Genomic DNA, 11,864 nt, shown 5'->3' with positions numbered 1-11,864 from the left:
TGTGAAGGAAACCCGCTTACCGAAAGTTAGCGGGTTTTTTTATTTCTTCTAGTCGGGTTTGCAATTCTGCCAAAAATACATCTGGCCTTTCTAAGAATGGCAAGTGGCTTGCCTTATCAATGACTGTCATTTTGACTTGGGGAAAGGTTTTAAGAATGGTTTCCCAAGTATAATGGGGTGCGACTTGGAAGTCTTCTTTTCCCATACAAATCCAAACCGGTACAGAAATATCTTTTAAGTATTCCGATACATCAATGTCTCGAAACACCTCTCCAAATAAATAATCAAAAGCTAATTTATTTGTATGGATTCCTTCCCAGAATTTTCTAGAGGGAAAGGGTACTTGGTAAAAACCTTTTGCTTCCAAACTCACACAGTAGTGAATGAAAAAATCCTGAGGACTGTTCTCTAAATTTTTTTGGAATTGGATTTGATTTTCTAAATGTGCGGTTTTGCGAAAGTCGGATGCTTCTTTTTGGAAATAAACTTCGGCTTCCAACATATGACTTCCATGACTTGGACCTGTGGAGATCATACAAAGTTTCGATACGGACTGGGGGAATTTTGCAGCGTAACTAAGAGCCATATACCCATGTCCGGAATGGCCGATAACAGGACAGGTTGGAATTTTAAATTCTCTCTGCAGGAAAGCAAAATCACCCAGTAGTTTTTCTAAGGCATAATCTTCTCTTATTTCCTTTTCTACGTTCGTTCGTTTGGCAAATCCTCTTTGGTCTACCACAGTGATTTGAAATTTTTCCGCCATTGCCCTTGGGATCACTCGAGGGTAATACAAGGCACTGCCGATCCAAAATAACGGCGGTCCATCCGTGTTCGTCCTTGCCACTTGGAGGGCAAAACCCTCTCTTTCGATTGTTTGATATGTCCAATTCATGGGTTAACCTTTGGGAATTCTGGTAAATTTCATATAGTTGTAATATACAACTATATGGTTGCAATTTGCAACTAAAAAAGACTTGAATAGTTTTGGAAAATGAATGGAGTGGGGGTTGTGAAAGGAACTTCAAACTATCTCGGCATTCATATGAGCGAAACTCTCCTCCTAATGCGGCGGTTTCTCGCAAAAGAATTCGAAAGTAAAAGAATCGGGATGCGATTTGAAGAATGGATGCAGCTCCTACCCGTAGTAGAATCCGAGATTCTTAGCCAGAAGGATTTGAGTGATCTCTTAGTGAAGGATAAAACCACTGTCTCAAGGCTAGTGGATGGTTGGGTGAAAAAATCCTGGGTGAAACGAGAAGTTTCTCCAGAAGACAAACGTTATTATATTTTAAGACTGACAAAAAAGGGAAGGGAGATTTGGGAAAAAGGACTTCCTGTCATCGCTTCTGCTGATGCGGTATTCCGAAAGGATTTAAGTGATACTGAGGAAAGAGATTTGTATCTTCTTCTATTTAAAATTCAATCTTCTGTTCAAATGGCGGGCCAACAAAATGGAGCCTAAGGAAGAGGAGGGGCTTCGGCAAAGAAAAAACGTTCTTTCTTGGAACTGTCTAAAATTCTTTTTGAAGATAAAAAGCCGAGTTCGGTTGCCAGAGTTTCCACATCATCCATGTACAAAGGATGGGTCTCCATCATAAATTTTCCACCCGGGTGTAATCTGTTTTTAACCACAGATAACAATCGTTTGTGGAATTCTTTAAAATCGGAAACAAAGAGAGCCAAGTGTGGTTCATACTCCAATACATCGGGCATAATTTCTGGTTTTTCGGATTCAGGAATATAGGGAGGATTTGAGACAATTAAATCAAATTTTAAATCATTCGGTAGGGATGAGTCCAAATCAGAAACATAAAATTCGGTTTTTTCTGTTAGATTGTATTTTTCTGCATTACGCCGGCTCACTTCGATAGCTTTCTCTGACAGATCGGAAAGAGTCACAACGCTGGATTCTAAAAGTTGGACAAGACTAAGTCCAATACATCCACTCCCCGAACACAAATCCCAAATTTTGATTTCACCGGAGGAATTTGTAATTAGATTTTCTTTCCCTTTCCAAAGGTAATCGACTAGTTCTTCTGTTTCCGGTCGTGGAATGAGAACATCTTCTGTTACTAAGTAATCAAATTTATGAAATCCTTTTTTACCCGTTATATAAGCTACGGGTTTTCTTTTACTTCGTTCTACAATTCGTTCGCGATAAAGAGCAATTTCTTTTTGGCCGAGAGGCATTTCGAACTGAGAATAGAGTTTGATGCGTGGGAGATTGAGAAGATCAGACAAAAGCCATTCGGCATCCACACGCGGGTTTGGAATTTCCTTTTTCTCGAGAAATTCTGTAGACCGTTTTAAATAATAAAGTAGAGTTCCTGGTTCTTCCGCCATATCTTATGCCCCCAACAGGATTCGAACCTGTGTCCCCAGTTTAGGAAACTAGTGCTCTATCCACCTGAGCTATGGGAGCTTTTACGTAGGTTTACGTTTCTGATTCACTATCCTTTGGAAATCGGAGATATTGTGAATAACAATTTTATCCGGATAGAGATCTAGTTTGCCTGTTTTTACATACTGCATGAGAACCTTTTGGACTTCTCCCACTGGTTGGGCGCACCAATTGGCAATGTCATCGACAGTAGCAGAAAGGATAATTTCGTTATAAACATCATTGTTATATTGTTTTTCGTATAACATTACAAAGACGTCACAAACCTTTCCTATGATATCATCCATAAGAAGGATCATCAGACGGCGTTTTTGGTCATAAATTCGAAAGGAAAAAATATGAAGGAGTTTCATTGCTAGTGCCGGGTTCTTGGTCATTAACATTTCAAAATTAGCACGATTGAAATTAAGTGCCTTCACTTCCGTAACCGCAATGGCTGTTGCCGATCGAGGTTGTTCCTCGAGAATGGCCATCTCTCCTAAAATATCACCGGCTTCCAAAACATCTAAAGTTTTGATACTAGTTCCAATGGTTTTTGTAATTTTGACTTTTCCTTCTTTGATAAGGTAGAAGTCGTTTCCTGGTTCGTATTCACAAAATAGGACTTCGTTTGGTTGGAAAACCTTTCCAAATTTCCCAAACATAGCTTCTAACATTTGGTCGTTCACTACTTACCTCCCTTCAATTTGGACTTAGCATCTTCTGAGATACTATCATCCAAAGGTGGCATTTGTGTTACCTTTTGGAATAACTGTTTGGCTTTTTCCTTGTCACCAGAGGATTCTGTAGCAAGTGCTAGGTGATAAAGATTTTCTTTGAGTAAGAGACCTTTGGGATATTTTTTAATGAAATTAGAAAAATGTGAGATGGCACTCGGGTAGTCTTTTGCTTTGTAACTAGACTTACCCATATAAAATAATGAGTTTTCGACAAACTGTTCTTCTTCTTGGGTGACTGAGTCCGTTCTCTCGGACACAGTTTTGAATAGGTCGATCGACTCTGCATACTTTCCTGCATTCATAAGAGTAGAGGCCTTATCGTATTGGGAAAGAATGGAATTGGGATCGATATTAGAACCAGAATTTTGCGTTGGAACTGCCATAGTTTTTAGCATTTCCTGAAGTTTACCGGCTTGGGCTCCTGGTTCTGGTTTGTAGACTAACTCTTGTATTGTGAGAGGAAAAGGTGTTTTTTTGCGAGCTAAGTCTACAAGTTGTCTTGCACGGTCTACGTACATTCCGTCCGGATAGTGTTGTAAGTATTTTTCAAAAGCGTATGCGGCATGTTCAAAGTTTCCATTTTTGTAAAAAACTTCGGCCACATTCATGAGTTCGAAGGCAGGATTTTTGGCCTCCCCTTGGCCGAGGATTTCCCTAACCTGGCGGTGGACCTGCCGGAGCTGGCTTGAGAACACTTTTAGCATTTTAATGATTAAATGGGTTTTGTCTGAGACAAATTTCTCGAATTCAGGAACTTTGAAGACAAGAACTGTAGCAGCTCCAATGACTTGTGCCGTTTCTTCTCTAGGATAGCGGCCTATGGCACTCTTAACTCCGAAAAACTCACCGAGTTTTACATCCTCTTTCAGCTCCACACCGTTGATATTCGTGTAAGTTAGTACAACACGACCTTTTTGTAGTACAAAGATATCCTCCGCCTTGTCTTTCTCGAAGTAGACGATGGAACCTCCTTTGTAATTACGTACTATGGGACCTGACAACTCATGCCTCGCTTGCGCTTCATTTTCAAAAATTAGGTAAAAAAGCCAAACTCTTTTTATAACCGACACTGTCAGAAACTTGTTTCAAGAGTTTTTTTGGTGAACCAGCAACCAATTTTATTTTACCATCGATGGATAATTCTTCTGTTTCTAAACCAAAATGGAGAAAGAGAGACTTATATTCTTCTGATCCGTAAATTGGATATCCATCAATGACAACAAGATCGATATGTTTCCACGATAAGTCGGACACAGTGATTTCTGATTTATTTTTATCATCGTTTACTACAAGTAAATCTGCGGAAAGACCTGGCATCAGAGCATCTGGGTTTCCTAAGCGAAACGCCTTTCTTGGATTTTCTGTGATCATTTTAAGTAATGTGGATTCTGGTAATTCTTCTCCATACAATCCAAAATAGATAGATTTGGCAGTTTTTAATTCTTCTAAAAGGTTTACCGATCCACTTGCAGAATAATCTGTCCCCAAACATACGTTAACTCCCATATCCAGAAAGAGTTTGATATTCGTTGTTTTGCCAAAGATATGAAGGTTGGAAGTAGGGCACCATACAACAGAGGCACCTTTTTCTAGAATTTTTTCTACTTCCCTTGGTCCAAAGGGTAAACAGTGTACGAGTACAGAATGTCCGCCGAGAGCATCCATTTTTTCTAACTGACGGAGGGATTGTTTAGAATCGTCATCTAAACCTTCTCCCAGGTGAGTTACAAAAGGAAGGCCAGCATGTTCTGCCATTCGGTATTCCAGAGCCGGACCTTCTCCCCAACCCAAACTATAGTTCCCAACCGAGTGGGCAATCGTGTAATCGGAAATGAGTTTTACGGGAAGGATTCCTCGGAATGGATTTTGAACCTGATGCGGGATATGATCAAAGACGGTTGTGACACCAGCAAAAAGATTTTTATAAGCGCCTAAATAATATAAAATTTCTGGATCTACTTGTTGGCGTTCGGCAAACACTCCTGAACTTTTGTAAAGATTGTCGTAGGACAACCAAGACTTGTGTTTTTCGTTTCCTCCTACTTTGGGGAGATAACTTGCAAGTAAATGGTCATGGGAATTGATAAAACCTGGGTATAGTTTTTTACCTTTTAAGGATACGCGAAAGGTATTTGTTTTTGGGGAAAGGTTGGTATCTATATTGGAAATTTTTTCACCATCGACCTGTAAGTCTAAGTCCTCTAATTTTCCATTGCGATACACCGAACCAGATTGAAATAAAACAGAGTTTGTCATTAGATTCCTCCCTCTAAAATTTTCTCTGGATTCAGGTTTTGTTTGTTTTGGTTCACCTGGAAATAGAGGCCTTTGTCCTTTGCCAAAATTCCTAAACGATCTTTCGATTTTACCTGTTGGCCTTCTGTTACCTGAATTCGTTCCAGATTCCCATAAACAGAATAGAGTCCATTTTGATGTTCTAAGATCACAAAGTTTTCATACCCATCCATATAATCTACGTGAACTACTTTACCGGGAAGACTTGCTCGCACAAGGGAAGAAACACCGCGTTGGAATTGAATTCCTTTGTGTGGATCGTAAGTGAGTTCGGAAAACTTTTTTAGAACTCTCTCTTTCCTATCCAAAGGATTGGAAGGTTTTTCTTTGAGGACTGATTCGGGAGCGAATGTTAGCTTTTCATTTCCTTTGGGAATTCGTAACAGTTCTCTTTCATAAAGGTTTTCACTTGTAGTACGGCCGTTTAACTTGGCTAAGGTTTCGGGGGAAACTTTAAATTTTCGAGCGATTCCAAACCAGGAATCTCCCTTTGTCACGCGGTACGTTGATGGAGTTTCTGATTTTTGATTTTGTTTGGCAGAAATGGGGAATAGGAGCGCAAAACCCAAAAAAATTAGAATGTAATGAAGTTTTCGCATCCCTTGACTCTTTTAGAAGTATCGACAGGTAAAAGAGAGAGGGCAATAAAAAAGGCGGGGAGTGCCCGCCTTTTCCAAAATCGAACCAAAACGAAGGGTTTATTCTTCTTCTTTGTTGTTGACCTTGTATTTTTTCATCAACTCGTCCGCTACGTTTCTTGGAACAGGAGCATACTTGGAAAATTCCATAGCAAACTCTGCCTTTCCTTGGGTAGAAGAACGAAGCACAGTGGAGTAACCGAACATATCCGCAAGAGGAACTTCCGCTTCGATCTTAGCGTAACCGTTTTCTTCGGTTGTGTTTAAGATCATACCACGTCTTTGGTTGACGGAAGCAAGGATGGCTCCTTGGAATTCTGTCGGACCTTCTACTTCCACTCTCATGATTGGCTCTAAGATAATCGGAGCTGCTTTACCGAATCCTTGGCGGAAACCGTAACGCGCACCAATTTGGAATGCCATATCAGATGAATCCACATCATGGTAAGCACCGTCATTGATCACACAACGAACTCCAATGATAGGGAATCCAATGAGGGATCCTCTTTCTAAACAAGAACGAAAACCCTTATCGCAAGATCCGATGTATTCGCGAGGGATGGAACCACCCACGATTTTATCTACGAATTCGTAGTCTTTTCCTTCTTCTTGTGGGATTGGTTCGATAAAACCAGCCACACGAGAGAACTGACCTTGACCACCCGTTTGTTTTTTATGAGTGTAATCAAAATCTGCAGACTTAGTAATCGTTTCACGGTAAGCAACCTGTGGCGCGCCAGTGACTAGATCCACACCGTATTCCCGTTTCATACGTTCGATATAAACTTCGAGGTGGAGTTCTCCCATCCCTTTGATGATGGTTTGTCCAGACTCTTTATCGATTTCTGTTTGGAAGGTAGGGTCTTCCTTAGTGAAACGGTTGAGTGCCTTCGCAAGGTTTGGAAGTTGTTTTGATTCTTTACATTCAATTGTAAGAGAGATCACTGGGTTTGGAACAAACATGGACTCCATAGTCACTTTTGCTTTTCCATCAGTGAATGTATCCCCAGACGCACAATCAATACCGAATAGTGCTACGATATCTCCTGCTTCTGCTTTGGTGATATCTTCCATATCGTTAGAGTGCATACGAACAAGACGTCCAATATTATGGCGTTTGTTATTTGATGAGTTATAGATCGTCATACCTTTTTCGAGTCTACCTTGGTAAACACGAACATAAGTTAACTGACCGTAACGACCGTCTTCCAGTTTGAATGCTAGGCAAACGAGTGGTTTTTCTGGATCTGATTCTAAATTGAATTCGTTTTCTTCGTTTCCGATTTCTTTTGCTTTGTTTTCTACATCATAAGGGGATGCAAGGTAGTCAGCAACTCCATCAAGAAGTCTTTGAACCCCTTTGTTTTTAAAGGCAGAACCCATAAATACAGGAACAAATTTAAGAGCGAGAACTCCACGACGAATCGCTTCTCTGATTCGTGCTTCCGAAGGCGCACCTTCTAACATCTCTTCTGTGAGTTCGTCACTGAAAAGAGAAACCGCATCGAGAAGAGCTTCGCGTTTTTCGTTCGCTTGGTCTTTTAATTCATCAGGGATTTCCGTGATTTTGATATCTTGTCCGTTTGGACCTTCGAAGTAGTAGGCCTTCATTTCGACAAGGTCAACAATCCCTTTTAGGTCGTTTTCTAAACCAATAGGAAGTTGAACTGCGTGTGCATTCAAATGAAGTTTTTCACGAAGTTGTTCGATCACTCTCCAAGGGTTAGCACCTGTTCTATCAAGTTTGTTGATAAAGGCAACGCGAGGTACACTGTAACGTTTCATCTGACGGTCTACAGTGATGGACTGAGACTGAACTCCCGCCACTCCACAAAGAACCATAATAGCAGAGTCAAGTACACGAAGGGAACGTTCTACTTCGATCGTGAAGTCAACGTGGCCCGGAGTATCAATGATGTTGATGGTAATGTCTTTCCAAGTTGCGTAAGTTGCCGCTGACTGGATAGTGATCCCTCTTTCTCTTTCGAGGTCCATACTGTCCATAGTGGCGCCCACACCGTCTTTACCACGTACTTCGTGAATGGCGTGGATTTTGTTCGTATAAAATAAAATACGTTCTGTAAGAGTTGTCTTACCAGAGTCAATGTGTGCGGAAATTCCGATGTTACGGATTCTTTCCAGTTTAGGGTCGCGTTTGGTTTCTGTCGCAGAGGTCATATTTTCCTCAAAATAGTCGTTAAACTTGAATTGATTCTACCAAAATCTGAAATGGACTGCGTTTGTAAAGTACTTGGGATTTTTAGTCAAAGGGAAAATCTTGGAGAAAGTAGAGATTAGGGGAATATGCCGCTAGCGCACTTCAATCGATTTTTTCGAACATTGTCTTTTGCCCGAGTGGTTTGTCTCGGCTTTTTTACTGCCATCCTTGTCGGCTCCTTTGCACTCTATATTTCGGAGGAGGGGGAACTTTCCTATGTAGATAGTTTTTACCTTTCTGCTTCTTCCATTTGTGTGACTGGACTCTCTCCCGTCCCCCTTTCTGGACTCAATCCATCGACTCACTGGATTATGCTTTTTCTCATCCAACTAGGAGGACTCGGGATCATTAGTTTTACTGTGATTGTAGGATTTCTCATCACCCAAGGAATTTCACGTAATGCTCGTTTCAATGCCTTTGTCGGTGCGGCCATTGATACCCAAGCAGAAACGGAATCTCTTGCCACAAACGAAGTCAATCGGATGTTACTCTCCATTATCAATATTTCATTTTCCATAGAAATTCTAGGAGCGATCGGACTTTATCTCCATATGCCCGAAGGTGTGGAAGAGGGAAACTCTCGGTGGTTTTTTTCTTTATTCACTGCTGTTTCCTCATTTAACAACGCTGGTTTTTCTATCACTGATGATCTCAGTGCACTTCGTTTGGATCCTTTTTCTTTATACATTGTTTCTGGCCTTGTGATTTTTGGAGGGATTGGATTTCCGGTCATCATCCTTTTGGAAAAATTTCTCTTAACTGTATTTGTTCGAATTGTGTATCGGATTGAAGTGATGGCCGAAACTTTGATGATGGAAAAGGCATTAAAAACCGGCAATGTTCCAAGGTTATTATTACTTCCTGCTCAGTTCTCTGCTTTCTTAGAAAATAGGATTGAGGATTATAACAAACATTTGCGGGGGGAAACAACAAGAATTCAGTCAAAACTTTTGGTTTATGGTTCCTTCGCATTGCTTTTGTTTGGTTTTGTTGGGATTTATTTTTTGGAACGTTCCAATCCACATACCTTTCATGGGTTAGCTCTGGCCGATAAAATTTCCAATGCTTTCTTTATGTCTGTTTGTTCTCGTACTGCCGGTTTTTCTACAATGGATTTGGGGCATCTCAATGATGCCAGTATTATCATCATTATTGTTCTTATGTTTATCGGTGGTGGTCCCCAAGGGACGGCTGGTGGTATAAAAATCACCACCTTTGTTTTGTTACTTGCTTATTTAAAAAATGTGATTCAACCTTCCAAACCTGTAATGTTATTTGGGGAGATTGTTTCTAAAAATTCGGTGGCTGTCGCCATTCGAGTTTACTTCCTTGCGACCATTGCCTTAGCCTTTATTTTTATTTTTCTTGGAATTTTGGACCAAAACCAACATTCATTACATGTCATCTTTTTTGAGCTGATTTCTTCTTTTTCTACGGTTGGATTTAGTTTGAATTTAACATCTCAATTGGGAGACATTGAAAAGGTATTTTATGCTGCTGTGATGTATGTAGGGAGAGTGGGAATCTTTACGGTTCTGATCGCTGCCACTGGTCACTCTGGGGTGCCTAAAATGGGAACTGTTGACGATGGTGTGAAAATCCAAGTCGGCTAGAATCGTGATAAAAATCAGTTTTAGTATTTTAAGGAAAATCCAAACTTGGTATTTGTGAAATTACGCATTCGAGATTTATTGTTTTCAACCTGGAAGAATCCTGTTTTAAGTCCTTCTGAACTTGACTTAGAGAAACAAAAGGATTCTCAAAAAAAAACGTTATCATCAATCGAGTCTCGTTTGGAATCCATAGAACTCCTTTTGTCGAGCGACAAATGGGATGATACAAAACTTCTTTTTCGTTACCTAACTTATGATTTAGTTAATTTCCAATTACAAAGAACAAATCAAAAAGAAATTCCATTTGGGGCAAGTCTCTCTAATTTTTCCATTCCTGAATCGGATAAAAAATTCAAACCATTTCGATTTTTGGAGTTTTTTGAAAAACTGGCAGAACTTTCTAGTAAAGAGTTAGATGAATATTTTTCATCAGCCTTAGATACATACGAATACCTATTAGATGAAACCAAAAAAGACTTTAGTGTGCGTTATGTGACTGCTTTAGATTCGTTTCAATTGGTCAGAAAGATTCGTATCATTTTATTTACCTCTATCATTGTTTTGAGTTTTCTCGGATTTTTTTATTACCAGTACAAATATCCTGTATTTAAGGATCAATCCATACGACTCTATACCTTTGTCAGTAAAGAGAAACCTGGAACTTCTGAAGAAAGGATGGTTGTATTACCAGTCCTAAAAAAAGACATAGGGGACTGGGTGGAATTTCAATTCGCACTTACCGAATCTATGTCAAATTTTGGCGGTCTTAGAATTGATCCTTTAGAACAAAGAGGGATTCGATTTGTTTTGGATCAGATCAGTATCTTGGATTCGAAGGGAAAGGAAATCTATTCTAAAAAAATTGTCGTGAGTCCAAATTTGTTACCAGAAGATTACCAAGATTTTTTGAAAATTATCGATATCAAAACTGCTGGTAAACAATCACCTGGTGAGATTGTGGAAATGATTACAACAGGATCTGATCCGCAAATTCAATTGGTATTCCCAACTCTAAATGATGCCAAAACCATTAAGTTCAAAATGAAATACATTGAAGCCCATAAAGTGAAGAAAAAATGATCTACTTATACCTCAAATTAATGCGAGTTCCTCAATGGATCAAAAATGTGATCCTATTTGCTGGACTAATTTTTTCAAAAAAGATTTTTGAACTCCCTTCACTGACAAAAGTTTGTTTGGCCTTTTTTTGTTTTTCCCTTGTGGCAAGCTGCCAATATGTTTTTAACGATTTTTTGGATCAAAAAGAAGATGCAAAACATCCAGAGAAAAAACATAGACCGCTTGCCAGTGGGGAATTGGATTCTGGAATTGCTCTCGCCATTACGGGAATCATACTTCCTGTAGCGCTCATTGGTGCTTATAAACTTTCCCCAGTTTTCTTTTACCTCACTATCTTTTATCTTCTTTTTAATATGTTATATAGCAAAGTTTTAAAACATATTGTGATTTTGGATGTGATGAGTATCTCCATTGGATTTGTGTTACGTGCCATTGCGGGTGCCGTTGTCATTGGAGTTGAGTTTTCACATTGGTTATTGCTTTGTACTTTTATGTTGGCTCTGTTTTGGGGATTTTCCAAACGCAGGGGAGAGATCAATATCCTGAAGACCGATGCTGGAAAACATCGAAAGATTTTAGAAGAGTATTCCATTGAGTTTTTAGATTTGATGATGGCTGTGGTTGCTACGCTAACGCTTGTTAGCTACGTTATGTATGCAGTCAGCCCAGAGACTGCCAAAAGTTTAGGAACACCTCATATGGTTTATACAGTACCAATTGTGGTTTATGCGATCTTTCGCTCTCTCTACATCATTTATATAAAGAACATGGGTCATAACCCAACCAAAGCCATTCTCACGGATGTCAGTGTTCTTGTTTCTGGATTCATTTGGTTACTTCTCATCTTATTTTTAATGTTTGGGAACATATCTGGCCAGCCACCAGTCTTACAATAGA

11 protein-coding genes and 1 tRNA gene are annotated in these 11,864 nt (G+C 39.7%); 4 read left to right on the top strand and 8 right to left on the bottom strand.

Annotated elements, in window-relative coordinates; genetic code table 11:
- Positions 1-16 precede the first annotated feature (16 nt).
- Positions 17-895, bottom strand: coding sequence for an alpha/beta fold hydrolase (locus CH361_RS17170; RefSeq protein ID WP_100792050.1), 879 nt, complete (start codon positions 893-895; stop codon positions 17-19).
- Between the two features lie 99 nt (positions 896-994).
- Here CH361_RS17170 and CH361_RS17165 point away from each other — a divergent pair, with 99 nt between their 5' ends.
- On the top strand, positions 995-1,465 hold the full coding sequence (locus tag CH361_RS17165) for a MarR family winged helix-turn-helix transcriptional regulator (protein ID WP_244279940.1): 471 nt from the start codon (positions 995-997) through the stop codon (positions 1,463-1,465).
- On the opposite strand, the gene prmC is transcribed toward CH361_RS17165, so the two are convergent.
- The 7 genes from prmC to fusA form a co-directional block, all read right to left on the bottom strand.
- The gene (prmC, locus tag CH361_RS17160) at positions 1,462-2,346 is read right to left on the bottom strand and encodes a peptide chain release factor N(5)-glutamine methyltransferase (protein ID WP_100792049.1); all 885 of its coding nucleotides are present in this window, start codon (positions 2,344-2,346) and stop codon (positions 1,462-1,464) included. The two genes, CH361_RS17165 and prmC, sit on opposite strands and share 4 nt — an antisense overlap.
- 6 nt (positions 2,347-2,352) lie before the next feature.
- Positions 2,353-2,425 (bottom strand) — tRNA-Arg (locus CH361_RS17155).
- 2 nt (positions 2,426-2,427) lie between these two features.
- Positions 2,428-3,060: a Crp/Fnr family transcriptional regulator gene (locus CH361_RS17150; RefSeq protein ID WP_035983956.1), complete on the bottom strand. Its 633-nt coding sequence runs from the start codon at positions 3,058-3,060 to the stop codon at positions 2,428-2,430.
- Positions 3,061-3,071: 11 nt separating this feature from the next.
- The gene (locus tag CH361_RS17145) at positions 3,072-4,124 is read right to left on the bottom strand and encodes a tetratricopeptide repeat protein (protein WP_100792111.1); all 1,053 of its coding nucleotides are present in this window, start codon (positions 4,122-4,124) and stop codon (positions 3,072-3,074) included.
- A 25-nt stretch (positions 4,125-4,149) separates the two neighbouring features.
- Positions 4,150-5,379: an amidohydrolase family protein gene (locus CH361_RS17140; protein ID WP_100792048.1), complete on the bottom strand. Its 1,230-nt coding sequence runs from the start codon at positions 5,377-5,379 to the stop codon at positions 4,150-4,152.
- Positions 5,379-6,017, bottom strand: coding sequence for an LIC_10271 family cell wall hydrolase (locus CH361_RS17135; RefSeq protein WP_100792047.1), 639 nt, complete (start codon positions 6,015-6,017; stop codon positions 5,379-5,381). The genes CH361_RS17140 and CH361_RS17135 overlap by 1 nt, the downstream gene beginning before the upstream one ends.
- Before the next feature lie 99 nt (positions 6,018-6,116).
- Positions 6,117-8,234 (bottom strand): elongation factor G, encoded by a 2,118-nt coding sequence (gene fusA, locus CH361_RS17130; RefSeq protein ID WP_100792046.1) that lies wholly within the window; start codon positions 8,232-8,234, stop codon positions 6,117-6,119.
- Positions 8,235-8,360: 126 nt separating this feature from the next.
- Between fusA and CH361_RS17125 the strand changes: the two genes are divergently transcribed.
- From CH361_RS17125 to CH361_RS17115, 3 genes are read left to right on the top strand one after another with little or no spacing between them, the layout of a single operon-like run.
- Positions 8,361-9,887: a TrkH family potassium uptake protein gene (locus CH361_RS17125; protein ID WP_100792045.1), complete on the top strand. Its 1,527-nt coding sequence runs from the start codon at positions 8,361-8,363 to the stop codon at positions 9,885-9,887.
- A 54-nt stretch (positions 9,888-9,941) separates the two neighbouring features.
- On the top strand, positions 9,942-10,967 hold the full coding sequence (locus CH361_RS17120; protein WP_341864924.1) for a hypothetical protein: 1,026 nt from the start codon (positions 9,942-9,944) through the stop codon (positions 10,965-10,967).
- Positions 10,964-11,863 carry a decaprenyl-phosphate phosphoribosyltransferase gene (locus CH361_RS17115; protein ID WP_100792043.1) on the top strand — a complete coding sequence of 300 codons (900 nt, stop codon included), beginning with the start codon at positions 10,964-10,966 and terminating at the stop codon, positions 11,861-11,863. Before CH361_RS17120 ends, CH361_RS17115 begins: the two co-directional genes overlap by 4 nt.
- Position 11,864 lies beyond the last annotated feature (1 nt).

Origin of the sequence: Leptospira brenneri, assembly GCF_002812125.1 — a bacterium.
Classification (GTDB): Bacteria; Spirochaetota; Leptospiria; order Leptospirales; family Leptospiraceae; genus Leptospira_A; species Leptospira_A brenneri.
The sequence above is the reverse complement of the archived record's forward strand: the minus strand, read 5'-3'. Positions and strand labels throughout refer to the sequence as shown.

Coding starts and splice junctions, on each gene's coding strand:
- CH361_RS17170 (WP_100792050.1), bottom strand. CDS start 895: ATGAATTGGACATATCAAACAATCGAAAGAGAGGGTTTTGCCCTCCAA.
- CH361_RS17165 (WP_244279940.1), top strand. CDS start 995: ATGAATGGAGTGGGGGTTGTGAAAGGAACTTCAAACTATCTCGGCATT.
- prmC (WP_100792049.1), bottom strand. CDS start 2,346: ATGGCGGAAGAACCAGGAACTCTACTTTATTATTTAAAACGGTCTACA.
- CH361_RS17150 (WP_035983956.1), bottom strand. CDS start 3,060: ATGTTAGAAGCTATGTTTGGGAAATTTGGAAAGGTTTTCCAACCAAAC.
- CH361_RS17140 (WP_100792048.1), bottom strand. CDS start 5,379: ATGACAAACTCTGTTTTATTTCAATCTGGTTCGGTGTATCGCAATGGA.
- CH361_RS17135 (WP_100792047.1), bottom strand. CDS start 6,017: ATGCGAAAACTTCATTACATTCTAATTTTTTTGGGTTTTGCGCTCCTA.
- fusA (WP_100792046.1), bottom strand. CDS start 8,234: ATGACCTCTGCGACAGAAACCAAACGCGACCCTAAACTGGAAAGAATC.
- CH361_RS17125 (WP_100792045.1), top strand. CDS start 8,361: ATGCCGCTAGCGCACTTCAATCGATTTTTTCGAACATTGTCTTTTGCC.
- CH361_RS17115 (WP_100792043.1), top strand. CDS start 10,964: ATGATCTACTTATACCTCAAATTAATGCGAGTTCCTCAATGGATCAAA.